20 protein-coding genes are annotated in these 24,014 nt (G+C 58.5%); 4 read left to right on the forward strand and 16 right to left on the reverse strand.

The window, feature by feature from the left end; all coding sequences use genetic code 11:
- Positions 1 to 7: 7 nt before the first annotated feature.
- Entirely contained in the window at positions 8 to 3,817 is a 3,810-nt protein-coding gene (locus P5540_01960) for a M4 family metallopeptidase (protein HRT63566.1), read from the reverse strand.
- A 642-nt stretch (positions 3,818 to 4,459) separates the two neighbouring features.
- Here P5540_01960 and larA point away from each other — a divergent pair.
- Positions 4,460 to 5,743: a nickel-dependent lactate racemase gene (gene larA, locus P5540_01965; GenBank protein ID HRT63567.1), complete on the forward strand. Its 1,284-nt coding sequence runs from the start codon at positions 4,460 to 4,462 to the stop codon at positions 5,741 to 5,743.
- A 77-nt stretch (positions 5,744 to 5,820) separates the two neighbouring features.
- Here the strand turns inward: larA and P5540_01970 are convergent, their stop codons facing one another.
- Entirely contained in the window at positions 5,821 to 7,938 is a 2,118-nt protein-coding gene (locus tag P5540_01970) for a response regulator (protein ID HRT63568.1), read from the reverse strand.
- Between the two features lie 634 nt (positions 7,939 to 8,572).
- Complete coding sequence (locus tag P5540_01975) at positions 8,573 to 9,808, reverse strand: ISNCY family transposase (protein HRT63569.1); 1,236 nt, start codon at positions 9,806 to 9,808, stop codon at positions 8,573 to 8,575.
- A 188-nt stretch (positions 9,809 to 9,996) separates the two neighbouring features.
- Between P5540_01975 and P5540_01980 the strand changes: the two genes are divergently transcribed.
- Positions 9,997 to 11,088, forward strand: coding sequence for a phosphatase PAP2 family protein (locus P5540_01980; GenBank protein ID HRT63570.1), 1,092 nt, complete (start codon positions 9,997 to 9,999; stop codon positions 11,086 to 11,088).
- Here P5540_01980 and P5540_01985 read toward each other — a convergent pair.
- The 13 genes from P5540_01985 to leuS all read right to left on the reverse strand — a co-directional run bounded on the left by P5540_01985 (position 11,081) and on the right by leuS (position 22,275).
- Positions 11,081 to 11,485, reverse strand: a complete 405-nt coding sequence (locus P5540_01985; protein ID HRT63571.1) for a hypothetical protein — start codon at positions 11,483 to 11,485, stop codon at positions 11,081 to 11,083. The genes P5540_01980 and P5540_01985 overlap by 8 nt on opposite strands.
- Before the next feature lie 234 nt (positions 11,486 to 11,719).
- On the reverse strand, positions 11,720 to 12,643 hold the full coding sequence (locus P5540_01990; protein HRT63572.1) for a hypothetical protein: 924 nt from the start codon (positions 12,641 to 12,643) through the stop codon (positions 11,720 to 11,722).
- A gap of 60 nt (positions 12,644 to 12,703) precedes the next feature.
- Positions 12,704 to 14,032: a BNR repeat-containing protein gene (locus P5540_01995; protein ID HRT63573.1), complete on the reverse strand. Its 1,329-nt coding sequence runs from the start codon at positions 14,030 to 14,032 to the stop codon at positions 12,704 to 12,706.
- Between the two features lie 57 nt (positions 14,033 to 14,089).
- Positions 14,090 to 15,976, reverse strand: a complete 1,887-nt coding sequence (locus tag P5540_02000) for a hypothetical protein (GenBank protein HRT63574.1) — start codon at positions 15,974 to 15,976, stop codon at positions 14,090 to 14,092.
- A gap of 154 nt (positions 15,977 to 16,130) precedes the next feature.
- Positions 16,131 to 16,427, reverse strand: a complete 297-nt coding sequence (locus P5540_02005; protein ID HRT63575.1) for a HEPN domain-containing protein — start codon at positions 16,425 to 16,427, stop codon at positions 16,131 to 16,133.
- Entirely contained in the window at positions 16,414 to 16,749 is a 336-nt protein-coding gene (locus tag P5540_02010; GenBank protein ID HRT63576.1) for a nucleotidyltransferase domain-containing protein, read from the reverse strand. The genes P5540_02005 and P5540_02010 overlap by 14 nt, the downstream gene beginning before the upstream one ends.
- A 108-nt stretch (positions 16,750 to 16,857) precedes the next feature.
- On the reverse strand, positions 16,858 to 17,223 hold the full coding sequence (locus P5540_02015) for a glycosyl hydrolase family 28-related protein (protein HRT63577.1): 366 nt from the start codon (positions 17,221 to 17,223) through the stop codon (positions 16,858 to 16,860).
- 38 nt (positions 17,224 to 17,261) lie between these two features.
- Positions 17,262 to 17,489: a type II toxin-antitoxin system HicA family toxin gene (locus P5540_02020; protein HRT63578.1), complete on the reverse strand. Its 228-nt coding sequence runs from the start codon at positions 17,487 to 17,489 to the stop codon at positions 17,262 to 17,264.
- A 2-nt stretch (positions 17,490 to 17,491) separates the two neighbouring features.
- Positions 17,492 to 17,701, reverse strand: a complete 210-nt coding sequence (locus P5540_02025) for a type II toxin-antitoxin system HicB family antitoxin (GenBank protein ID HRT63579.1) — start codon at positions 17,699 to 17,701, stop codon at positions 17,492 to 17,494.
- Positions 17,702 to 17,814: 113 nt separating this feature from the next.
- Positions 17,815 to 18,969 (reverse strand): hypothetical protein, encoded by a 1,155-nt coding sequence (locus P5540_02030; GenBank protein ID HRT63580.1) that lies wholly within the window; start codon positions 18,967 to 18,969, stop codon positions 17,815 to 17,817.
- Positions 18,970 to 18,993: 24 nt separating this feature from the next.
- Entirely contained in the window at positions 18,994 to 19,389 is a 396-nt protein-coding gene (locus P5540_02035) for a HEPN domain-containing protein (GenBank protein HRT63581.1), read from the reverse strand.
- Complete coding sequence (locus tag P5540_02040; protein ID HRT63582.1) at positions 19,376 to 19,711, reverse strand: nucleotidyltransferase domain-containing protein; 336 nt, start codon at positions 19,709 to 19,711, stop codon at positions 19,376 to 19,378. Before P5540_02040 ends, P5540_02035 begins: the two co-directional genes overlap by 14 nt.
- A 38-nt stretch (positions 19,712 to 19,749) precedes the next feature.
- A complete protein-coding gene (leuS, locus tag P5540_02045; GenBank protein HRT63583.1) occupies positions 19,750 to 22,275 on the reverse strand; it encodes a leucine--tRNA ligase in 2,526 nt (841 codons plus the stop codon).
- A 221-nt stretch (positions 22,276 to 22,496) separates the two neighbouring features.
- Here leuS and P5540_02050 point away from each other — a divergent pair, with 221 nt between their 5' ends.
- Together P5540_02050 and P5540_02055 are read left to right on the forward strand one after the other, a co-directional pair.
- Entirely contained in the window at positions 22,497 to 23,078 is a 582-nt protein-coding gene (locus P5540_02050; protein HRT63584.1) for a 4Fe-4S dicluster domain-containing protein, read from the forward strand.
- Entirely contained in the window at positions 23,078 to 23,959 is an 882-nt protein-coding gene (locus tag P5540_02055) for a CoB--CoM heterodisulfide reductase iron-sulfur subunit B family protein (protein ID HRT63585.1), read from the forward strand. The genes P5540_02050 and P5540_02055 overlap by 1 nt, the downstream gene beginning before the upstream one ends.
- The last annotated feature ends 55 nt before the right edge of the window (positions 23,960 to 24,014 follow it).

The raw sequence follows: 24,014 nt of genomic DNA on the forward strand, positions 1-24,014 counted from the left end.
CGTCTTCTCAACGCAGCAACGCCTCATTGATGGTGATTTGAATATCGGCCGAGTTGACCCGTCCGTCGCGGTTGACATCCGCATCAACAACGGGGCTGGATTTTTGCAACACGGCGTTGATGACCAACTGGATGTCCACGGCGTTCACGAATCCGTCCAGATTCACATCCGCTTTTACAATGGCCACATCCGCCGGGACATAGGTAAATGCCTCGCGCGCTGTGCCCGAACCGAAGCGCGTCGTTACCCGGATGTCCTCGGCGATTCGCACGCCGCCCACTTCGGGGCTGGGCACATGTTCGGGTGTGACCAATTCAATTCGGTTTTCGTTGATCCCGCGCAACGACCGCGCCTCGATGCCGCCGACCGTTACTGACAGGGGTTGGCCGAGATTCTTGCCCAGCAGGACGATCTCGGTTCCACCCGCACTCGAACCCACCGCCAGCGGAAGGCCCGACAACGGCAGGCTCGAAGGCGACACAACGGCAGGCACGTCCGCGCGCAACGCCACCGTCTGCACCAACGGCAACGGCATCAGCGTCACCACCGGCGACATGCGCGGCATGCCCGGCAGGCCGTAGGCCGTCTTCGGCGTCACGACAAAGAACCAGCGATCTTCCGCCTTGAACGCTGTCGGCGGCACCGTCAACTGATTCGTAAGCCCGCCCGCATACACATTGTTTTTGTACCACATGACAAGGGAACTGCCCTCGCCGAAATTCAACGGGTCCGAAAGGGCCAGCGGATGCGTATAGGTGTACTCGGCGGTCAGCGGATATTCCATGCTGACGACGCGGCTGCGCGACGGATCCTCGACCGGATCGCCCGAATGCAGGCGAAGATCGATCGCATCGGGCAACGGAACATCCACCCCCACCATCAGCGTCACATCCTGATAGGCGCTCGCCGTGCCGAGCGTCGCGGTAACGCGGACCGTGAACATCTTGTTCATGTCTTCATAGGCGGTTTGCCAGCGGAACGCCCCCGTACCGTCATGGTTGTCCGCAAACGGGACGGCGCCGGCGCCATCCCATTCCGCCTGCAAGGCCGGTGTGTCCGTTGTGCCCACAGGCACGACAGTCCGCACGTCGAAATGTATCGATTCGCCCGGCTCGACCGATTGGGTCGCAATCGGCTCGATCGCCAATGCAGTCAAGGAACGCGGCAGTTCGGACAAGTCCGAACGCACATTCACGCTGCGGACATTCGGGAAGATCGTGGATGGGTCAACCGGCACGCCCATCCCGTCCGAAAGGCCGACCACCGCCGTGCGGGCGCCCACGTACAAATAGGACAGCCGCACATGGCCGCTGTGATAGAGTTCCGCCTGCACCGTATTGGGAAGATTGCCGCCCGGAGAGCCCACCGCATCCACGGAAATCATGTTCTCGAACGTGACCACCAGTCGATCGTCCAATTCGCGGACCCAAATCAGCCCGCCCGCCGTGGGCATGAAATGCGTGAACAGGAACGAAATCCGCGGCACGGCAAAATGGGAGGCCAGCGAAGGAACGCTGTTCTCAACGGTTCCCTGTTGCACCGGCGCGAAAGCGATGTAACCATTCGCGGCGATGTAAAGCGTGGAATACTTCTTTCCGAAGAACTGGAACGGGGACGAAAACGTATAGCCGTAAACCATGTCCGCGTTGAAGGGAACGGTCTGTGCCACGCCGTCCGCGTCCTGCCGCGCCACCGGCAATTCATAAAGATTCCGCCGGAGAGTCGCCGCATAGTTCGCATAGTCGGGAAGCGACGGCTCGCCGAGACCGCCCGTCGCCGCGCCCACCGGCCAGAACGTAATCTGGCTGTATGAAAGATCAAAAGGCGAGGGCGTTACCGAGGGACTGGCAGGCTGCGCCTCAAACGCCTGAGACAGGAAATCGGGCGGTTCCGCCCCGGCCGTCGCGCAACTGGTGGCGCGATCCGGAAAACCGTACGCCGTGTCGGAAAACAGACTGTAATAATATTTGGTCCCGCGCACGACTGCGACATCGAGGAATTTCTCCTCTGTGCCCTGGTAAAGTTGCATGCCGTCGGACGGATTCTGCGGGAATCCCGCCGTGCTCCTGACAAGGATTACCCGGCGGAAATTCTCGGAGGACGGATTGGTCCACGTGATCGCGATGACGGGACGGCCATACCTGTCCAATGCCGGAAGCGCGCGAAAACCACGGATCTTTTCTTCACTGGTCGCGGGCGCAATTTCGACCGCCTCCGCCGCGGCGCGCACATTCAACCGCTGGTTGAAATCCAACCCTTGATTGATGGTGGCCTGGCCAAGGAACATGTAAAAATCGCTGAATCCCGCCGCCATCGGCAGGGGCGCAATCTGTGTTTCATAGAACAGCCGCGCGACCGGCTCGATGCCCATGCCGGCCACGGTTTGTCCGTTGAACGTGTCCCCGTCGGTCAAAAGGTAACACAACTTGTTCAGGATGCCGCTGTTGTAATGAACGCCCCCATTGTCGCCGAAGCCGGTATAATACAACGGGCTGTTCAGGCGGTCCGGATCGCCGAACAACGTCGGATCTTTCATGCTTCGAATCGCGCCTATCGGCAAATCCTCGCCCATCAGCCAACGCACGGCCGCCGTGTCTGTGCCCTTGCCATTCGTCAGGTCCACAAACTCGCCCCAGATATCCGAAAACGATTCGTTCATGGCGCCCGACTGGCCCTGATAGATGAGATTCGATTCGGAATCGGTCACGCCATGGGTCAGTTCATGGGCCGTGACGTCGTCCACCGCATATCCTTCTCCGAAGATCATCCGATTCCACGGCTCACCCACCCAAAACGCATTGGGATACGGGCAATAGTAATTGCAGTAACGAACCGTCGCCGCCAAATCCATTCCTTTGTTGTCAATGCTGTCGCGGTTATGGACGCGATAGTAAAAATCGTAGGTGTCGCCCAGGAAATCATAGGCCAGATCCGCGTCGCGAATGCCGCACGGCGGATCGCCCTCGTTGCGTACGACGCGACCCAACGACGCCGTGCTGTCCGCATCGGAAATCACACGCACTTTCGCCTCGTGGGCCAGCGGGTAATGGAAAACCACTTTCCCGGTGAATCCGTCCACGAGGATGACCTCGGCGGCCAAGGGGTTCTCGGTGCTGGCGATGGTCAGTTTCCACGCGACAGTGACGGGCCCCTCCTGATCCACAATGGCCGGATCGAAGATGACGCGTTGCGGCGTTTCGATGGCGTACTCGCTGATCGCGCCCCCGTACTCCTTGATCATCCATTGCGTCGCGGCATCCTGCGCGGCGGTGTCGCCGAACGACGGCGTCAGGGAAAGCGTGCCGGTGTCGAGCGGGGTCAGATCGCGCAAGACATCGCTCATGACGCACGCCACGCCGGACGTCCCATTGGTCTGTACAACCATCTGGCCGGCGAAAACCGGTATGCCCTGATAAACCTGCTGCAATCGCACATAGGTCCGATCCGTAAACCGTGCATTGACCCGGTCGGTTTCAAAGGTCTGCCGGGAACTGCGTGTCGCGAATGCTCCGGTATGCGCCGAAACGAATGCATGAGCCAGCGATTCCGCCGTGGCGGCCTTCGCGCCCTGCGACACGGCAAAGAAAGTCCCGGGAGGCGCGCCCACGAACCGAAGGAAACCGTCGTCCGACTGCCACTTGCGCAACGGTTCCGATGACTGCCCGGCACGCAGCGCCTTGAAAAGACTGTCGAGATCCTCGGGATTCACCCCCGCGGCCTGCGCAAGGAAGGCGGTCATCAGACACACCGCCAACAACGCCGCGATTTTCAATCCCCGGCCCCGGCGATTCTCCGCATCAAAACCGTTAGCACCCATCAATGGCCTCCTGCGCCGCACTCGACACGAACGAATCGCATCCGGCGGTTGCCTGTCCGATAGCGCCGTCAGATACACACTTCCCACTCCCGCCGCGACCCACACACCCGCCACGACGAATCGTAAAACTGCACATATAACTACAACACCCGTTCACTGTGCGCACACGCACAATCCCGTGCAATGAATGCACATCCTTCCGTTTGAGCATTCCTCTCCTTACCCGTTCTACACCAACCACATAGGATATGTCAAGGGAAAATCTTCGACGAACAAGGAAAAATGTGGAAATTGTCCGAATTCGGCGCGGCTGGTCTGGCGGACCCTTGAAGACCAATCCTGCACCCATGCGAAACGTTTCAACCTGGAACCGTCGGCTAATCCCGGCTTTTTCGGACGGGCAGTGGACAAGATGGGCTTTTGGGGTTCAATGGACTTCATCACGATTGCGAGAATGATCACGAGCAGTGGCCGGCATGGGAAAACCCTTTTTCCGTACAACCGGAAGCCCATGGACGATCTCGGCAGTGACCGGTTTGACAATACGCGACGGGAATATGACAATACTTTTTATTGAACATTTTGACACTAACGGCATAACAGGGCGATTATCCGGGTTTTCCCGGTTATTCGGTTTCGTTCATGGCAATAGATATCGCGTATGGCTCGCGGACGCTTCATTTTATTCCGCCGGATGTGGTGACATGGCTTGGCACGCTGGACATCGCCGAAGCCCCTGAATTGAACCATCGCGACGAGGCCATCCGAGAAGCGCTTCGGCGGCCCATCGGATTGAAACACGGCCTTGACGGCATTGTAAAACCGGGCGAAACGGTCGCGGTGATTGTATCGGACGCATTCCGTCAAACCCGCGCCGATCAGGTGCTGCCCATCCTCATCGGCGAACTCGCCGACACGGGCATTCCGGACACGGATATCCAGATTTTGTTCGCGACGGGCATTCATCGCGCGCCCCGGCGGGATGAACAGGCGCGCATCCTTGGCCCCGCGATATTCCGGCGATTCAAGGATCGCGCCTTCCCGCACAATCCCCGCGATGAGTCGAATCTGGTCAGCGTCGGAACGACTTCACGCGGTACGCCGGTCATCGTGAACCGCCGCGCGGTCGAAGCGGACCGGCGCATCGTAATCGGCGCGGTCGTATTCCATTATTTCGGCGGGTTCGGCGGCGGGCGCAAGTCCATCCTGCCGGGACTGGCTTCCGTTGAAAGCATCGCACGCAATCACTCGATGAATCTCGATCCCGTCGAGGACCGCCTGAATCCCGATGTGCGCATTGGCATACTCGACGGCAATCCCGTCGCCGAAGACATGCTGGAAGCCGCGCGCCTCGTTGGCGTGGACTTTACAATCAACACCGTCTTGAACCGGCATGCGCAGATTGCCGCCGTGTTCGCGGGCGAACTTGACGCCGCCCACCGCGCCGCAGCCGATTACGCGCGGCGTCTCTTCGCGGCGCCCATCACCGAACGCGCCGATTTGGTCGTTGCCAATGCGGGACCGAGCCGGAATTTCGTGCAAAGCCACAAAGCCCTGTACAACGCCTATCAGGCCGTAAAACCCGACGGCCGAATCGTGTTTGTCGCGCGTTGTGAAGAGGGACTCGGCGGCGAGGCCTTTTCCAAATGGATTCGCCTGGGCGATCGCCAAGCCATCATCGCCGGCCTGCGCCGTCACTCCGAAATCAACGGCCAGACCGCCCTTTCGACCGTCGAAAAGGCGCCAATCGCCCTCTTCGTCACCGACATGACCGATGAAGATGTCCATACCCTCGGCGGGCGAAAATCGCCCACGCTCGAACAGGCCATCGCCACCGCCCTGTCCGAATTGGCCCCGCGTTCGCCCATTACCGGCTACATCATGCCGTCCGCCGCGTACACCGTCCCTCTTCTCTGCCAAGAATAGAAAATACCCACCCCCACCCTTCAACGTTGCCGGTATCGTTATCGGATCGGAGTGAACGCACAACAACGACAACGATTTTACGTCTTTTCCCGTTTGTCCAGTGCTTGTCGCAGGAACAGTCCAAGGGTTTCCTGCGAAAACGGCTTGCGCATAAACGCGCACGCCGACTCCTCGAACATCTCCCGCGCCGCCGCATCCACATCGTATCCCGTGCAAACGATGATTTTCATGTCCGGGCGCGCCTCGCGCAGAAAAGGGTATGCGTCGAACCCGCTCATGACGGGCATGCCCAAATCAAGGAACGCAACGTGGATGACTCCTTCATGGGTGCGTGCCGCCTGAACGGCCTCGAGTCCATTGCGCGCGACCAGAATACGGTAGCCCAGCCGTTCCAGCGTGCGCCGCATCAACTGGACCACCGCCTCCTCGTCGTCAACGACAAGGACGGTTTCCGTCCCGCGCCGATCTCCGGGCGATTCCACAACGTGTTCCCGCGCCGAAGGGTCGCAGGCCGGCAAATACACCCGAAATTCCGTGCCTTCGCCGGGTTTGCTTTGCACGGCGATGAATCCGTCGTGATTGGACACAATGCCATAAGCCGCCGACAAACCCAGTCCGCGGCCATGGAATTTGGTCGTAAAAAACGGCTCGAAAATTCGGGCAAGGACATCCGGCGGAATCCCGGCGCCCGTATCTTTCACGCCGAGCGTCACATATCGGCCCGGCGGAATCCGCACCGGCGGATCGTCCAACGGTTCCGTGATTTGCACGTTACGTGTCGCCACAATGATGCGGCCGCCCTCCGAAAGGGCTTCGGCGGCGTTGAGGCACAAATTGGCCGCGACTTGGTGCATCTGGGTGGGGTCTGCCTTGATGGGCCACAAACCGGGTTGGAGGCGTTCCTCGATGGACACATGAGAACGAAACGCATGCGCGTGCAGCCGCAACACTTCACGCACCACGTCGTTGAGCGCGACTTCCCGCACCTGGTTCTTGCCGCCCCGCGCATAAGCGAGCATGAGTTGGGCCAGTTCCCCCGCCCGCCGCGCGCTTTCGATGATGTCGGAAAGCATATCCGCGGCCTCCGGATCCCCCTTGAAGTCCATGCGCAGGAGATCCGCGTTGCCCAGCACGCCCACCATCAGATTGTTGAAATCGTGCGCGATGCCTCCCGCCAGCGTTGCCGTCGCCTCCATGCGCGACATGCGGATCAGGGCTTCCTCGGCGTGTTTGCGCGCCGTGATGTTTTGAAAAACCCCGACACCGCCATAAATGTGCCCCCGGTCGTTTCGCAGCGGGGCGCCCCGCAACAGAAACAAATGGTCCTTGTAGGGAATTTCACCGGATGTCGGGCGCCCCGCCAGCACGCTGCGCAGATGGGGTTCAATCCACGCCAACAACTCGCCCATTTCCGGCAAATCGGCAATCCGTTTGCCGGTCAATTCCTCCCGGTTGAAACCGTGCAGTTCCCATTCCGGCCCTTCCGCAAGCATGATTCGGGCCTCCGCGTCGAACATAATGACGGCGCAGCCGGGCAAATTTGCGGCCAGCGTGCGATAACGCGCTTCACTTTGCCGGAGCGCATCCCGGGTCTTCGTGCGCTGGAAAGATCCGCCGATGGCCGCCGCCATCGCGGCCAGCACCGCCTGCTCGCTTGCCATCCACGGCCGATCCGGCCGGCAAGATCCAAAGGCGATAAAGCCCGACAAACCCTCGGCAAAAATGGGTAGCGCCAAGACATTGCGCACCCCCAGCAGCGCCATTATCGGACTTTCGGTTTCGGGCAAGGTGACGTCGGAATCGGTCACCGGATTCCCCGATTCCAACATGTCCTGCCACCGGGCCAAAGCGGACTGGTAGGAAATGTTTTGAAGCGACGGGGTTTCAGGATCGAATACAACACCGGGATCAATCCAACTATATCGCAGACTCGTGAACCATTCGCCCGTTGAAACGTCGTGGTGATTTTCGAATACATAAACCCCATCCACGCCCGCAGCCTCCCCAATCTGCCGGAGGGCGGCGCGCATGGCCATGCACAAATCCGGCGTGGTGGCCAAGATGCGCGTGGCTTGCGCAATCCCTTCGCACAACCGGCCGCAATGTTGAACCGCATCATCCGATTCGGGCCATGAATCCTGACGGATTCCAGGATTCTTCCTGTCGGCGTCTCCTCCCGCTACGTCGCGTTTCATGGCCTTTTCCCCTTTGCTCCAATCCGGCCGAATATGGAACCGTACCTTTCCATCCTAGCAGGATCGCCTTATCCCGTCAATCCGAATTGCTTCCCACGATCCGCGCGCAAGAAGGGCCCCACGCTTGTCAACGCGCCGTAAAGCCCAAAAGGCGCCGCTTGGAGGAAGGCGACCGTCTGCACGTTGGGGCATGTCGCTCTTGATCGAACAAGGCAACGGAAAAGCGGCAAGACGCCGCTTCACCTTGAATGCGGCACCCATGCCGCATTCCTTGCGTGCGGATTTTGGGTCTTCAAGCAATCTCTTTTGCCCTGATTTCGTTCCCACTTGAATGTCAAAACTCTTTAGAAATGTCCCCTGTGTTAACTCAATGAAAATGTCCCCTGCCATTCCGTTCTGGGGCTGATACCATGGATGTGTCGTTCGGGAGGATAGGGCAACGCTGGAGAGCGCCCCGAACGCCTGAACGGCCAGGTAGACGGTAGGGCGGAGCGGCGATGTATTCCGCTCCGCCCGAATTGTCCATGTTGCCTCAAGGGGTCTTAATATATACCGGAACCTGTGCAAGGCGTTAAACTCCGGGGGTGTGGGGGCTGGCCCCCACAGATTTGGGATGAGCCCTATTATTTGGATTTCATGGTCCAAGCCCGGCGCCGCCAAGGATGGTCGCTCGGGGGTTTGTTTGGTTTTTTGGGGCTTTGGGCGGTGGGGGCGGCGCTGGTTTTTTGGGCGGGGGTTCAGGAAGAACGTCGAAGACCAGGAGGCGATCGCGATAGATGAGGTGAATTGAACCGTCGAGCCATGTGCGGACGGTAATTTTGGTTTTGGGCTTGGGCAGGGGAGTATTGAGTTTGAGCACTTGCAGGGTCATGCCGTTGTAGCGAATCGTCCAGTCGTTTCCAAGCACACGGGTTTGTTCATAGCAGAAGATGTCCCGCAGGTCTGTGTGTGGCGGCAGGGCGCGGTGGAAATCGCGTTTTGAGCGGGGCTCATGGGCGAATTTCTGATTTAAGTAGTCGTCGAATCCCTCCTGCAACAGGCGGTTTGTCTCTTCGATGGTGGTGATGTTTTGCAGGCGCAGTTCATGGCATAAGCGGTCCTGGTAAACCCCATGCTTGCGTTCAACCCGGCCCTTGGCTTGGGGGCTATTGGCCGCAATAATCAGGATGCCCAGCTTTTTGCACGCTTTGCCGAAGGCCGTCATGGGCTCTTCGCCCGCCAATTGTTCTTCCAAGGTGGCGGGCCGCTCAGGAAGATACACGTTCTTGCGGTCGGTATAGAGGGCCTTGGGAATGCCATAACGTTCAATCCAGCGATGCAAAATCGTCATGGCCGCTTCAGTGGTCTCTTGTTCAGCCATGTGTGCCATCGAACGGCCCGTGGCGTCATCCACCAAGTCCATCAGACACGTCTGGAGATGTTCTTGGCCATACCAGGCATGATGGCTGCCATCCAGTTGGAGCAATTCGCCAAAATGCTCCTTGGGCGGACGACGTTGCCGGTGCTGGCTGCGCTTGCGCCAGCGCTGCCACTGCCCGTCCGCAATAAGCCACCGCCGAAGCGTCTCATGGTCCACCACCAACCCTTCTTCGGCCAGCTTTTCCGCCGCCAATGTCGGGCCGATCCCTTGATACGCCTGCGCGTAACGGGAAAGCACCTGCGCGCGCATATCCGCCGGTTTCGACCGGCTGCAACGGCGCCCCCGGCCCCGATGGACCAATCCAGCGTCCCCTTCCAAGCGATACCGCCGGTAAATCCGCTTCATCTGGCGCGCGCTTATTCCCAAAAGCACCGCTGCCTCCGTCTGCAATAATTCACCTGAGGCTATCCTCTCTACCACCGATTTCCGCAACCGTTCTTTCTTGCTCATCAACAAATGTCCTTCTTCCACGGGACCTCCTTTCGGAGTGCCAGTGTAAGGGGACATTTCTAAAGAGTTTTACAGGGGACATTTCCATCGAGTTCGGTTCCGGGCGAATGGCAAATCGCGTGTTGCAGCAGGTACAATCTTTTATTCTGTCCATTTTGATTGAAACCAAACGAGAAACGGGAAAAGCGATGAACCAGACGGTTGTTATGAATGCTGTTATTCGCGTGATTGTTTTGGCGTTGGTTTTTTCAGCCATGTTCGGCGTGGTTTACGGGGCGGGCGTGTGGATTGTGCCGCTGATCGGCAATACCGACAAGGCGATTCTGGCCGCGATCAATCCGGATACGTATGCACCGGGATTCGATCAGTTTTTCCGGGCGGTGACGGACTATACGAACCTTCTTATTGCGTTGCCGCTGATTTCTTGGATGGTGGCTTATGCCGTCTACGCGCTGATACCGCGCTACAAATTCTACGTTGCGGGATTTCTGGCGGTTGAAGCGGTCTTTGCGCTCGTCCAAGGCAGGGTCGTACCGGAGAAGATCGGTATCGGTTCGGGACTGCTGATTCTGCTGTCCATTTGTGCCGTCATTGGGCTGGCGGCGCATCTCCTCCATGTGTCTGTGTTTCGGCGCATCATTCCCGGCTACAAGACCTACGTTACCGGACTGCTCGGAATCGAAGCCATTGTTGTGGTCGGTCTGGCGGCGACGGGGCGGCTATGGCCCAACAGCGTCTACATGGGCGCGAACGTCCTGCTCGTCGTGTCGTCCGCGTTCTTCCTGGGCTTGGCGGCGTATCTGTTCCACACGATGGACGACGATGCGATGCGGCGGTTCGCGCGCGTGTTCTGGCTCGTGCTGATCTCCATTTACTTGACGGACGCGTTCGGGACCAACCGCATCAAGGAGGCCATCGCGCGGCCCCGTCCGTTCAACGACGCGAACAAACCTTGGAACGAGAGTGTGCGGCGCATTCCGGATGAATACCTTCAGGGCCGCAACTCGTATCCTTCAGGCCACGTTTCCGGTACATTCGGATTGCTGACGCCGATCTTCTGGCATGTGCGCAACCGAAAAGTCCGCGCCGCCCTAGTAGGATGGGGTTGTTTGCAAGGGATCTCGCGCGTCTATACCGCCGCGCACTTCCCGTTCGACTGCCTGATGGGCGGGCTGCTGGGATTCGGCGTGGGCACGCTCGTCTTCTTCACGCTGTGGGGACGGACGACGTGGCCGCCACAGGAACCAGCAGCAGGGAAACAACCCTATCCCGTCACTTGAGGTTCGCCAAGTCATCGAGATCGCGTAGACGTCCGCTGGCCCGTTTGTTCTCCTTCAGGTCGTTATAGGAGATCAGATTGACCTGTTGTCCATCGAGATTGTCTTTCTGGCGCCTCGGATAACACTCTTCGAATTCAACACCCGATATCCCGGTATGAATTTCGATACGTAATGGGGGTACGCCGATGCGGACAATGCCATGGTCGGCCAGAAACAACTCTGCACTCAATTCCGGGACATCCACGCCAAAGCGTTTGAACACTCTTACGCACCGCGCGGCATTATCCGGGCTCGATTCGATCCAGATATCCATATCGCCGGTTGGACGCGGATAGCCGTGGCATCCCACCGCATAACCGCCGATCAACAGGTAGCGGACGCCTTCATCTTCGAGCAATTTCAAGAACTCTTTGAAGTCTCTCGGTAGTTGGATCATAGCCGTATGCAATCTGGCGCATGAGTTCGACTGCCTGCAGGCGTTCCGCAATGGACTTGCTCAGCCAGTAGTCGCGATCGTCTGTATCGTGCCCCGAGATGACGGAAAGCGCGGTTCGGTCAACGCGCAGCTTGTCAATTTCTCTTTCCATGACTCGATTATAGCATGGCGGCGCCGTAAACCGGAGCATGGAAACTACTTCGTCTTCGCCTTGCGCGCGCGCAGCTCGCGGATCAGCGCGTTGGCGTTCTCGACGGTGATGCCGCACGGTTCGCAGTATTTCTCCGGATGGAACGGTTTCTTGGCGTGGGCCAGGTAATGGTTATCGGTGGAAACGGTGAACTTGACGCCGGCATCGGCGAGGGGTTTCACGTCGGCGATGAGCGCCTCACGCATGGCGGGGATTTCCCAGCAGTCGCCCGATTCGAGCGCCATCTCGATGTAGAGCGGCGCATCCTTCATCAGCCGGACGACTTCTTCCTGTTCGCCGGGCTTGAAGAACCGGAAATCGGCCACCGTAAGCGACGCCGGATCTTTTCCCGCCTTTTTCGCGTCCTTCAGGATACGTTCGATTCGCATCGTGAACGGGTGAAAGAGAATCATCGGTATCGGATGGCGCTGCTGCACCTCCTTGATCTGCTTGATGCGTTTGATGAGCAACGCGCCGTCGGGCGGGCCTTCGTCGTGATTGGGCGAAATGTGCCAGCCGACCACGTCGGCCAGATCGATGGGCGGTTCTTCCAGTCCTTCCTCGAAATCGAATTCGGAGATTTCCCAGCCCTTGAAAATTGTGAGTTCCGGGTGCGCGGCGGCGGCCTTGTCGAAATCGGCCATGAGCGCCCGATGGCCCTCGGCGCCCATCGGATACAGCACTGTGCCGCCATGTTCGCGCGCCCACCGGGCCGCTTCCTTTTTGTTCATGCGGTACAGTTCCAGGTGGTCAAGGAGGAGGAACGCTTTCCGGCCATCCGCGACGGCCAGCGCGATCCATTCGTCCAGCGGCGCTTGGCGCTCCAGTCCCGCGTGCAGGTGCATGTCCATTTCGCGCAGCGCAAACACGGGCGGTTGCGCTTCCGCGCCAAACCCGCACAGAATGGCCAAATAAACGAGAGTTGTCATTTGCGAGACTCCTGTTTTTGGGGAGAAGGCCAATCCGTCCGATCGGACGGAGCCGACGGATTAGTCGGATCGATCCGATCGATCTCCCCCATCCAGCTTGATCACCTGCAACATGGATGGCGGCGGCAGTTCGCCGTCGCGCGGCCGGTCGCGATTTGCATCGAGCGTTTCCCATCGCAACACATAGCGAGCACTTGGTTCATCGCATGCGCCGAGATCGCCGGCAAACCGGACTTTGAGTCCGGGAAAACTACCCGAGGGCTTTCCCAATGCCGGCGGGATTGCCGGGGGTTCTTCCAGGTTGCCGAGCGGTTCCAGCGTTTCCGCGTCCAGTATCCATGCGCCCGATCCCTGTTTTATGTGATGGTAGGTTTGTTTCAACTGTCCTTTTTTGTGGGGATGAACGCCGGAAACATTTACCTCGAAAGGTATCGCGCCGCCGCCGCCGAATGCCCAGCGGTAATTCCAATCGCTGGCTTGCCGGCTCTTCCATGCGCCGTCCTCGAAGCGCGCGTTGAACGCCTGTGTATTTCCGTCGGCGTCGTACTTGATATAACTGACGATGGCCCGTTTTTTCGCGTCGAACCCAAGCCGGACGTTCCCGTTGATGATCCCGCCGCCCGGCGGAATGGGGTCAACGATCTCCGCCTTGTCAATGGTGATGGGCAACGCAAGCGGCTTGCCGTCGCTTGTTTCCCAATGGACGAGGTCCTTGCTGCGCGCATAACACGGGTCGTGATTCGTCGCGCAATCGGGTGTGTCCCGCCATACCCAGCACACATGGAAACGCCCGTCCGGTCCGCGGTGCGGTCCGTCGAAATACGCGTTCATCTTGCCCTTGCCGGACGTCAGGGGCCGGTCCAACAGACGGCGCCACGTCTTTGTCTTGACGTCGTAGGTGTTGAAAATTTGATCGCCGTTGCCGCTGCGTCCGTCTCGGTAGGTGAAGACAAACGAATGTTTCGGCCCCTCGATGAAACGGGGATACGTCACGCGCTGCTCCAATTCGCCCACCATCGGCGCGCGATCGAAGGTATCGGGCGCGAGCGGTTCGCGGGTGCGGAAATAGACCAGCGGCACGCAGTGCATGTTGCCGCTCAAATGGAGATAATCCGCCGGGTCAACTGCCATTGTAATGTAGTTGTGGCTATCCCAAACGACCTTTTCCGGCAGCGTCGTGAAATTCCAGTGCGCGTTGTCCAGTTTACGCCACGCGACGCGCATGTCGCGATCGGCGTCGTAATAGGCCACGAACTGTTTGCCCTTGTGGGTCAGCAGCGCAAAGCCCACCGGATGCCCGGCCCATACCCGGGCAACGTCAATGGTCTCGACCACGGCAGGCCCCTGCGCCAGCGCGCAGACCGCCAAGAAAATACCATGAATAAGCATTGCGATTTTTCCTGTTTTTGTTCGGTGAACCGCTCTGTCGGATCGGGCGGATCGGTCCTATTGTCTTTGCCGCATGGGTTTCCCGTCTTCGCCATAGACTTCCAGCGTGAATTCCCAGCGCTTTCCACCGGCATCCTCGACCTTCACAAGGATCGGATTCAGTCCCTTTTTCAAATCGGCATCGAAGGAAAAGGCCCCGGGCATGCCGTAATCGCCTTCGGCGCTCCAATGCGAAAAGGCGAGTTTTCCGTTTACCCAGACTTTTGGGCAATCGTTCGCGCCCATCTCGAAACGGGCCTTTTGCTCGTGTTTTGAGAACACAAGGCAGAACGCATACGCCACCTGCTTTCCCTTGGGAAACAGGCTCTTGAAATCAACCGTCCCCCGTTCGTTCGACTCCAGCGTCGTTCCTTTGACGGTTCGTGTCTGGCCGTGTGCATCCCGATACGTCACCGTTGTCGCCGGTGTGATGGCGGCTTCCGCTTCACCGCCGACGGCCGCGAGATAATCGGTATCGAATCCCGCGCGCGACGCATGGCCGGGCATGGGGGAGGGGACGTCCGGATTCGGGAACGGGCCGATGGCGGTCCACTTCCTGAGAAATCCCGGGTCGGGTTCGGCGGCATTCAGCCCTATTTCAACCCCTGCATTTTTGGGCGCGTGGTTGCGGATATGGACGCCGCAAGGCATCAGATTCGAGGAGATGACCGCCGACCGCGTGCGCGGTCCAAGCGCAACCGCGTATTGCCCGCGGCGACTGCCGTTGAACTCGCAACCGTTCACGAGCAGGCGCGCTCCATTGGCGTCAATGCACGCCGCGCCGTCGCCGTGTCCGTCCCATGGACCGAAATGGCACGACTCGAAGAAGACCGCGCCGCGCCCTTCGATCTTCGCGTGCGAAACGATGTCTTTCATGCCGTAGAACGCGCACGCGGTGAACTTGACCTGCCCGCGGTTCGTGGGCGCAACCTCGACGCCGGACATGAACATGCCGTTTACGAACGACACGCCGGCGTCGGGAGCGACAGCGTCCACCTTGATGGCGCACGGCGAAACGTCCATGTAGCAGTTCGTGTAGATGCCGCTGCCGGGCTGGTTCCGGACCTCCCCGCCCGGTCCGGCGGTGGGACCGGCGATGAAGTGCATGCCGACGCGGTAGAAGATGCTGAACAGGTTCACGGCCATCTCGCCGTCGGTGCGTCCGATGATGAACGCCGTGCCTTGCTCTTTCGTGAAAACCCACAGCGGACTCTTCGGATCGAGGTCCCAGAACGGCCAGAAATGGATGTTTTGAATGCGCCCCACGTCGTAGCACTGGTTGATGTACAGACCTTTCAACAAGGGATGCGCGTACAGGCCGTCAATAAAGTGCCGTCCCGTCACGTGCGTGCCGAAATCCACCGCCTGATACGGGTTGACGATCGTGACGTTGCGAATCGCGCAGTTGTCCGCGCCGTCCACGGATTGCACCGTCCACGGATACGCATGCGGTGGATTCGCGACGATCTGCTCCGGGTAGAAGATCGTCAAGCCGGACAACGCCGAGTTCGTGGACATCGAGATGAACGGCGTGCCATCCGCATTGCCCTGGCCTTCCGTCGCCAGCAACACCGAACCCGAATCGAACGGCCGCCCATTCACCGGCGCGCGCCAGATTCCTTCCAGCGTCACGTTCTCCGGAATCGTCAGATGGCCCTTGATGAGGTACTTGCCCGCAGGAAGTGAAACGATACCGCCACCGGCCGCGCAGGCTGCGTCTAGTAATTTCTGGAGTTCAACCGTCAGGTCGGCTTGTCCGACGTTGGTCGAAGAAGCTGAAGCGGTTGCCGTCGACAAATCCGCCGAACTTGCCCGCGCGCCAAATATCAAAGTGAGCGTGAGAGCCAATACGAATCCGAACGAATGGAACAGGCAGTGAGTGCGGGACCCGGCAAGAATATCCATTCCAAAATCACCTCCTGGCGTCGTCAGGTTCCGGCAGCTCCCGGGCCACCGCAAATCGGGGCTATTCGGTGATGCGATCTCGAACAAACGCGATCACCGCATTGACTTGCGATACAATCTTCTGGCGAGGTAATGGTTCGCTGAAGTCCGCGTCCTAGTCGTACCGAAACGTTATACCGAAAGCCGTGAGCGTGAGAACGTCATTTGCCTGCTCGGGGACTTCCACACCGCTGTTGGTGAGAAGCGCTACTAGTGCGCGGAGGTCGTGTGTTCTCGGATAATCGACGTCATGGAAAACGAGTAGCGCTTTCAATGCCTTTTCGGTGGCCGGTTGTGCGTGAAAACCGAATGCGCGCTCCGAAAAGTTCGGGTTTGGAAGCATTTGTTCGAGTGTACCGAGATCGTCACAGGCAAGGGCCAGCATGGACTTGGCGGAATCACGCTCGTTCATATAGCGTCCTGCCTTCTCTCAGGGCGATGCGCACGATGTGATTCGTGGTATCGCGCCACTTCTCTACCTCGTCTCGACTGAATACAAGAAGGTCGACGGGAACCGGCACGTCACGCAAGGCGTGCATCAGGCGTCCAATCTCTTTGTATCGGGAATGCTCGCGCCCGAAGGGGCGATCCTCAACGATAAGCAGGTCCACATCGGAATCCCTGCCAATCTTGCCCACCGCACAGGATCCGAAGAGAACGACTTTGTCGGGATCGGCTTGTTCGACAATCCGTGTCGTGATCTCGTGGATGATGTCCTCAGTGATCGTTACCATTACGGTCGCTTCCGTTGCCCGTGGGCGCGAACTCTAGCGATAATATACTTGTGCCGGACTTGTTGTCGCAAACCGATGACGGCCAGCGGATCGCCCTTCCGTTGCCAACTACACCGAACCCGAGTCGAACGGGTTGCCGTTCACCGGCGCGCGCCAGATCCCTTCCAACGTCACGTTCTCCGGAATCGTCAGATGGCCCTTGATAAGATACTTCCCCGCAGGCAGCGAGACGATGCCTCCGCCCGCCGCGGACGTGGTATCGAGCGCTTGCTGTAACGCGGCGGTGTCGTCTTCGATGCCGTTCCCCTTGGCCCCGCATGCCGAAGCGTTCTGTACACAGGGCTTGATTCTGTCCGCACCCGCCACCAGACTGCCCAGAAGGAGAATTGTCGCGGAGACAAATCCGACGACACTGTGAATTCGTTGCGAACCGATCATGCGAAAATCAAGATAACATTGTGAAGCCGGTAACATTCACCCGTCCTATCCATAGCGATTCCTGAAGTTGCCGGTCAGCGCCTTCGCGACACGAACTCCTCCAGGGTAAGTCCAATGTCTTTTGTAATCTCATGAAGCAAGATCGGCGAAATGTCGCGGTTTCCCTGAAATGGAATGGTAGTGCCGCGTTCGTCCGGATGACGGTATTGACAATGCGATCCACGCGGGCGAACCTGAACGAATCCGAGCGACTCGATGAGGCTTTCCACTTCGCGCGGCTTCAAGATGGGAGTCTTTGCCATGATTACGGTACGGTGATCGTCTGTAAACCGGCAAACTTGGTCTCGAGACTCGGTTCGCCATCCTCGACCAGCATTGCCACGACTTCTTCGAGATTGCGCCGTAGTTCGTCCAGCGTTTCGCCCTGGCTGTGTGCCCCCGGAAAACCAGGCACATGTCCCACGTACAGACCCGTGTCGAGGCATCGTTCGACAATCGCCGTGAATGTGTGCATCGCTTCTACCTTTTCCGGGCGGTTCATCGCCTTTGAACGTCCAGAATATAGCACGGCAGATACACAGATGACGAAGCCGCGCACGAAGAAAGTGTCCGCGTTGATGCACATCGTCAAGTTGAATTGGAAGCGGCGAGCCCATTCAGTAGAACGGACATGGCTTCTGTGAATATCTCCCAGTTCTCCTGACTCTCCAATTTCATCAACGGGATGCCGGGATACTTGTCTGTTGGCGTGAATTGAATGCCGTCAATGCGATTCAGCACACCGTACACTCGGTCCACAAGGTTCGGATCTTGAGCGCCATTGCGTATGTCTTCTGTGTAGAGGGAAAGGCGTGCCGATATCCCTCCCCATTGGTCAAGACACATAGGTCTGGTCGTGGAGACAAGTATGTGTAAGGTGGCCTGTTTTGCTCCCCGTCCCCCGCGAAATCTTAAGTTGTGTTTTCTGGCCCATTCCATGATCTTACCTGCGACCTGTGCGTTTCTCGGCTGCGTGTTCTGTAGCTGCATCATGAAGGAATCGGCGTCCCAGGGTTCTCGTTGAACCGATTGCGTCTTTTTACCTTGCGCTTCTGCCGTGAGGCCAAAAACCCTCGGAACCAGCGTCTGGATCTTCTCTCCCGCAAAGTGTTTGATTTCAACGGCCAGGACTTCAGCGGGATCAAGTTGTTCGTTCAGAAATTCGACGATTCTCCGCAATTCGGATGGGATCTCATCCGCTACAAAGATCATACGGATGCAGCCTGCTTGAAGGTTCTTCTTGACATTGCTCCAGTACACGTCTTCGTCGGTTTCCATGCCGAAACAGTCTTGGAGCTTCTGTGACGGGCTGGATCCTTCTTGGTCGCATTGTTCCTCAAACTTGGCCCGAATGGTTTCCATCGGCCAATGCACGACTACGTTTGCTGCATAATCGAGCATCTGTCCGACAACTTCACGCCTGATTCGCGAGTCGGTGCTCCGTTTGACTTCGACCAGTGTAGGAATCCCGTCCTGATCCAAGAAAAGGTGGTCCACCGACCACCGATCGGATTCGTTTTCCGCGGCGGGAATGCCCATTTCACGGGCAATCAACAGCCACTTGCGGGGGTTCTCAGGATCGACTTGTTCACCCGGCAGCAAATCCGGATACGATGCGAGCAGTTCCTGGAAAACATCCTCCGAGGGGAACCGCGCCTCCATCATCTTGACCAATTTGCCTCCATCTTGAATGAGGTAGATTCCGCCGCTCATCATTTCTCCCTTCGTTTCAGGCGGCCACACTCGCGGCGGCTCCTGAGACTGGCATTATTCGGGCAGTCCGCAACGGTCCCGAACAAGGGACATGAAATCTCCAATCTTCTTCACGACGCCGGCGCGATCCAGGTAGTCGTCAAAGGGTTCGTATGATTGGTAACGAAACACGGTGCCGAATGTGGACAATTCGAGCAGTCCTTCAAAATGTTCAGGAAGTTCCTCTCCCGATTCTCGCAACAAACGGGCAAGTGTGCGAAGATCATGAATCTTCGGGTACTGATGCTGAATCGAGATCAGCCAAGTCTTGAGCGCCTTTTCGACCGCTTCTTGTGCGTGGAAACCGAATACCTCATCAGCAAAGCCCGGCTTCTTCACCATGAGCTTCGGCGCGTCGTAATCCTTCTTTGCCATGATGAACATCGCGGCTGCGCGATCAGGATCGTTCATAGAGGATTTTTCCCTCGTGAAGCGCTTCCCGGACGACATGATTCACCGTGTCTTTCCATTTCTCGACTTCGTCGGAACTGAACACGAGGATATCCATGGGAACGGTGGCAACGTCGGTGGCGCGCCGCAAACGGTCCATTTCCCGATAGCGCGAACGCCCGGGGCCGAACGGCTCGTCCTCGATGACGAGGAAGTCGAGGTCCGAGTCGGGCCCTGCCTCTCCGCGCGTGTAGGAGCCGAACAAAATGATGCGTACAGGCGAGACCGCGCGGCGGATCGCATCGGCGATCTTGTCCACGACCTCAGGTGTGACTGTATCCATTGGATATCCAGTCTCCCAACGGGTTCACGACGATTATTCTACTTCACGACGAAACCTGCAAGTTTGCCGGGGACGAAGACTTCCTTGACGATGGTCTTGCCGGCGAGGTGTTGGGCGACTTTGGGGTCGGCCTTCGCGGCGGCAAGGATCGCGTCCTTGTCCGCGTCTTTGGGCACGGTAATGACGGCGCGGAGTTTGCCGTTGACTTGGATGGGCACTTCGATGGTGTCCTCAACGAGCAGTGCCTCGTCGTGGACCGGCCATGGTTCGTAGGCGAGCGTGTTTGCATGGCCGAACCGTTCCCAGAGTTCCTCGGCCATGTGCGGCGCGAAGGGGGAAAGGACAAGCACAAACGTTTCCATAACTGCGCGGTCAATGGACGGCGCCTTCAATGCCGCGTTGACAAATTCCATCATGCGGGCGATGGCGGTATTGAACAGCAGGCTTTCGATGTTCTGCGTGACTTCCTTGATCGTATGGTGCAACACGCGAATCATCGCCGGGTCGCCGCCCTGTTCGACGATGCGCGGATGGAGCGATCCGTCTTCGGTAACGAACAGCGACCAGACGCGCTTGAGGAAGCGGAATACGCCCTGGATGCCTTCGTCGGTCCACGGCTTTTCGCGATCGAGCGGTCCCATGAACATTTCGTACAGGCGCATCGCGTCCGCGCCGTATTCCTGCACGACCGTGTCGGGATTTACGACGTTGTACCGCGACTTGCTCATCTTCTCGACTTGGGCCTTGACGGGCACGCCGGTTTCCTTGACGAAATAGCCGTCGTCGCGTTTCTCGATTTGGTGCGGATAGTAGTACTTGCCGTTGTCGTCCTGATACGAGTAGGCCAGAATCATGCCCTGATTGAAGAGCTTGATGAACGGCTCCCTCGTCGAGACGTACCCGGCGTCGTAGAGCACCTTATGCCAAAACCGCGAGTAGAGGAGATGCAGCACCGCGTGTTCCGCGCCGCCGACGTAAAGGTCAACGGGCATCCAGTATGACTCAGCTTCTTTCGACCATGCCTCATTATCGTTTTGCGGATCGCAGAAACGCAGGAAATACCAGCAGGAACCGGCCCATTGCGGCATCGTGTTCGTCTCGCGGACAGCCGGTTTGCCGGTAACGGGATCGGTTGTGTTGACCCATTCCGTGGCTCGGGCGAGCGGCGGCTGGCCGTCGGGCGTCGGTTTGTAATCCGTAAGTTCCGGCAATACGAGCGGGAGGTCTTTCATCGGAATCGCGCGCACCGTTCCGTCTTCGAGCGTCACAAGCGGAAACGGCTCGCCCCAATAACGTTGCCGCGAGAAGAGCCAGTCGCGAAGCCGGTAGTTGATCGTGCCTTTGCCGAGTCCGCGTTCTTCGAGCCACGCCGTGATCTTCTTTTTCGCATCGGGCACGCGCAGCCCGTTGATGAGCGGCGAATTGACGAGCACGCCATCGCCCGTAAAGGCTTCCTTTTCGATATCGCCGCCCGAAATGACTTCGATGATCGGCAGATTGAATTTCTTCGCGAACTCATAGTCGCGTGTGTCGTGCGCCGGCACGGCCATGATTGCCCCGTAGCCGTATTCGGCGAGGACGTAGTCCGCGATCCAGATGGGGATGCGTGCATCGTTGACCGGGTCGATCGCGTAGCCGCCCGTGAACACGCCCGTCTTCTCGCGTTCGTCCTTCATACGGTCCTGCGCGCTGCGTTTCGACGCCGCCTCGACATACGCCTGCACCGCGGCGCGCTGTTCCGGCGTCGTCACTTCCATGACGAGCGGATGCTCCGGCGCGAACACGCAATATGTTGCGCCGAACAGCGTATCGGGGCGCGTCGTGAAGACGGTAAACGTCTTATCCGACCCGTCAATGCCAAAGACGACATCCGCGCCCTCGCTGCGGCCAATCCATTCGCGCTGCATGGCCTTGATGCCTTCCGGCCAATCGAGGTCTTCGAGGTCTTCGAGCAGGCGCTCCGCGTACGCGGTGATCCGGAGCATCCACTGCTTCATCATCCGCTTTTCGACCGGATCGCCTGTCTCGACGTACTTGCCGTCCTTGACCTCTTCATTGGCGAGCACCGTACCGAGGGCCGGGCACCAATTTACGGCGGCTTCCGTTTGGTAGGCGAGTCCGCGCTCGAAAAGCACCTCGAAAATCCACTGCGTCCACTTGTAGTACGCCGGGTCCGTTGTGTTGATTTCGCGGTCCCAGTCGTAGGAAAGGCCGAGCGCCTGAATCTGACGTTTGAATGTCTCGCAATTCTTGTTCGTGATGATGGCGGGATGCTCGCCGGTGCGCACGGCGTGGCGTTCCGCCGGCAGGCCAAAGGCATCCCAGCCCATCGGATGCAGCACATTGAATCCCCGCATGCGCTTGAATCGCGCGACGATGTCCGTCGCCGTATACCCTTCCGGATGACCGACGTGCAGTCCGTCTCCGCTCGGATACGGAAACATGTCCAGAACGTAGTACTTCGGTTTTGACCGGTCAACTTCCGATTTGAAAGTCTTGTTCTCCAACCAATACCGCTGCCATTTCGTTTCGATGGCGCGATGATCATACGCTCCGCTGGACATTCGATTGGCCTCCCAACTGCAATGCTTCCAAAGATGTAAAAAAGGGAATGGCCGAATATATCACAATCGTACGCCGGCATGCATATCCGGGCACCTTCCGGGCATGGAAGGAATAAAATACTCCTCATTTTGACCTATTTTTTGACGAATATGCGGACCTCTGCTACAATTGGGACATTCCGCAGGTAGCCTGCATCTCACTGGAGCAAGGAATTACCCCAATGACGGAGACGGCGTCTCAGCGTGTACCTGGGTTTGAAGGAACCAAGGTCGAGAATTGTTATCAGTGCGGGAAATGTACGGCAGGATGTCCGGTTGCCGACAAAATGGATGTCGTGCCGAACCAGATCCTGCGGCTTGTCCAGGCGAATCTGCTGGACAAAGCCCGGAACTGCCTCGCCATCTGGACCTGCCTTGCCTGCCAAACCTGCACGGCGAGGTGTCCGCAGGACGTGGATTGCGCAGGCGTGATTGACGCGGTGCGGCACCAGGCGGTGGCCAGGGGGATTGTCCCGGAGAAACAGCAGCGCATCTTCCTGTTCCAACGGGCGTTCCTCGACAATATCCGCAAGAATGGCCGCGTGAGCGAGGTCGAATTGATTGCGCAGTTCAAGCGGCAGGCGTTTTTCAAGGATTTCAACGTGCCGTTGGCGATGAAAGACGCGCTATTGGCGCCGAAACTCATGCAGCGGGGCAAGTTCCATTTGGTGGGCGAGAAGGTGCGCGACAGGGGCGTCGTCCAGCGTATTTTCGATCGGTGCGAAGCGGCCGCGAAGGCACATGCCGCTGGAGGAACGGCTTGATGGCGCAAGTTGGTTACTATCCCGGTTGTGCATTGCACGGCTCGTCGAACGACTACGAGAAATCGATCCGCGCGTGTCTGAACGTGCTGGACGTGCAACTCAAGGAATTGGACGACTGGATCTGTTGCGGGGCAACGGCGGCGCATTCGCTGAACCATACCTTGGCGGTGGCATTGCCCGCGCGAAACCTTGGCATCGCCGAGCGCGACGGGTTCGACGAAGTGTTCGCGCCGTGTCCGATGTGCTCGATGGAGTTGCTGAAGGCGCGGAAATGTCTCGGTGACGACGCGGCGTTGCGGAAAGAAATTTCGGATATCGTTGAAGTCAAGGTGGACGGCCGCGCTGAGGTCATCAATCTCATCCAGTTGTTGATGAGGGCCGGCGTGGAACGCATTGCGGAAGCGGTGAAGAACCCGCTCAAAGACCTGAGCGTGGCCTGTTATTACGGTTGCCTGTTGACGCGTCCGCCGAAGGTCGTGCAATTCGACGACTGCGAGCGTCCACGTTCGATGGAAACGATTGTCGAGGCGCTGGGCGCGAGGACGGTTGAATGGAATTATGCGACAGAATGCTGCGGCGCGGGCATGACGATGGCGGCGGAGGCAACCGTGCTCGATTTGTCGAACAAGATCCTGCGCAACGCCGCCGATCACGGCGCGAACTGCATCGCCGTGGCATGTCCGATGTGCCATGTGAACCTCGACATGAAACAGCCGGACATCGAGCGCGCGTTTGGCGTCGAGCACGGCATGATGATTTATTACCTTTCCGATTTGGTGGGCTTGGCGCTGGGGCTCGACAAGAGCGCGATCGGCATTGACCGCCATTTCGTTGTGTTGGAACCCAAACCGGTTCCGCAGCCAGTTGTGGCGGAAGACTGAACGGAGTGCGAAGTGCAACGTGGATGCGATAGACATGGTGTACGCAGTGGATCGT

The sequence above is a fragment of the Candidatus Hydrogenedentota bacterium genome (assembly GCA_035450225.1).
GTDB lineage: Bacteria > Hydrogenedentota > Hydrogenedentia > Hydrogenedentales > SLHB01 > DSVR01.

Excerpts from the sequence above, each read along its gene's own strand:
- P5540_01960 (HRT63566.1), bottom strand. The coding sequence starts at position 3,817 with ATGGGTGCTAACGGTTTTGATGCGGAGAATCGCCGGGGCCGGGGATTG.
- larA (HRT63567.1), top strand. The coding sequence starts at position 4,460 with ATGGCAATAGATATCGCGTATGGCTCGCGGACGCTTCATTTTATTCCG.
- P5540_01970 (HRT63568.1), bottom strand. The coding sequence starts at position 7,938 with ATGAAACGCGACGTAGCGGGAGGAGACGCCGACAGGAAGAATCCTGGA.
- P5540_01975 (HRT63569.1), bottom strand. The coding sequence starts at position 9,808 with ATGAGCAAGAAAGAACGGTTGCGGAAATCGGTGGTAGAGAGGATAGCC.
- P5540_01980 (HRT63570.1), top strand. The coding sequence starts at position 9,997 with ATGAACCAGACGGTTGTTATGAATGCTGTTATTCGCGTGATTGTTTTG.
- P5540_01990 (HRT63572.1), bottom strand. The coding sequence starts at position 12,643 with ATGACAACTCTCGTTTATTTGGCCATTCTGTGCGGGTTTGGCGCGGAA.
- P5540_01995 (HRT63573.1), bottom strand. The coding sequence starts at position 14,032 with ATGCTTATTCATGGTATTTTCTTGGCGGTCTGCGCGCTGGCGCAGGGG.
- P5540_02000 (HRT63574.1), bottom strand. The coding sequence starts at position 15,976 with ATGGATATTCTTGCCGGGTCCCGCACTCACTGCCTGTTCCATTCGTTC.
- P5540_02005 (HRT63575.1), bottom strand. The coding sequence starts at position 16,427 with ATGAACGAGCGTGATTCCGCCAAGTCCATGCTGGCCCTTGCCTGTGAC.
- P5540_02010 (HRT63576.1), bottom strand. The coding sequence starts at position 16,749 with ATGGTAACGATCACTGAGGACATCATCCACGAGATCACGACACGGATT.
- P5540_02015 (HRT63577.1), bottom strand. The coding sequence starts at position 17,223 with ATGTTACCGGCTTCACAATGTTATCTTGATTTTCGCATGATCGGTTCG.
- P5540_02020 (HRT63578.1), bottom strand. The coding sequence starts at position 17,489 with ATGGCAAAGACTCCCATCTTGAAGCCGCGCGAAGTGGAAAGCCTCATC.
- P5540_02025 (HRT63579.1), bottom strand. The coding sequence starts at position 17,701 with ATGCACACATTCACGGCGATTGTCGAACGATGCCTCGACACGGGTCTG.
- P5540_02035 (HRT63581.1), bottom strand. The coding sequence starts at position 19,389 with ATGAACGATCCTGATCGCGCAGCCGCGATGTTCATCATGGCAAAGAAG.
- P5540_02040 (HRT63582.1), bottom strand. The coding sequence starts at position 19,711 with ATGGATACAGTCACACCTGAGGTCGTGGACAAGATCGCCGATGCGATC.
- leuS (HRT63583.1), bottom strand. The coding sequence starts at position 22,275 with ATGTCCAGCGGAGCGTATGATCATCGCGCCATCGAAACGAAATGGCAG.
- P5540_02050 (HRT63584.1), top strand. The coding sequence starts at position 22,497 with ATGACGGAGACGGCGTCTCAGCGTGTACCTGGGTTTGAAGGAACCAAG.
- P5540_02055 (HRT63585.1), top strand. The coding sequence starts at position 23,078 with ATGGCGCAAGTTGGTTACTATCCCGGTTGTGCATTGCACGGCTCGTCG.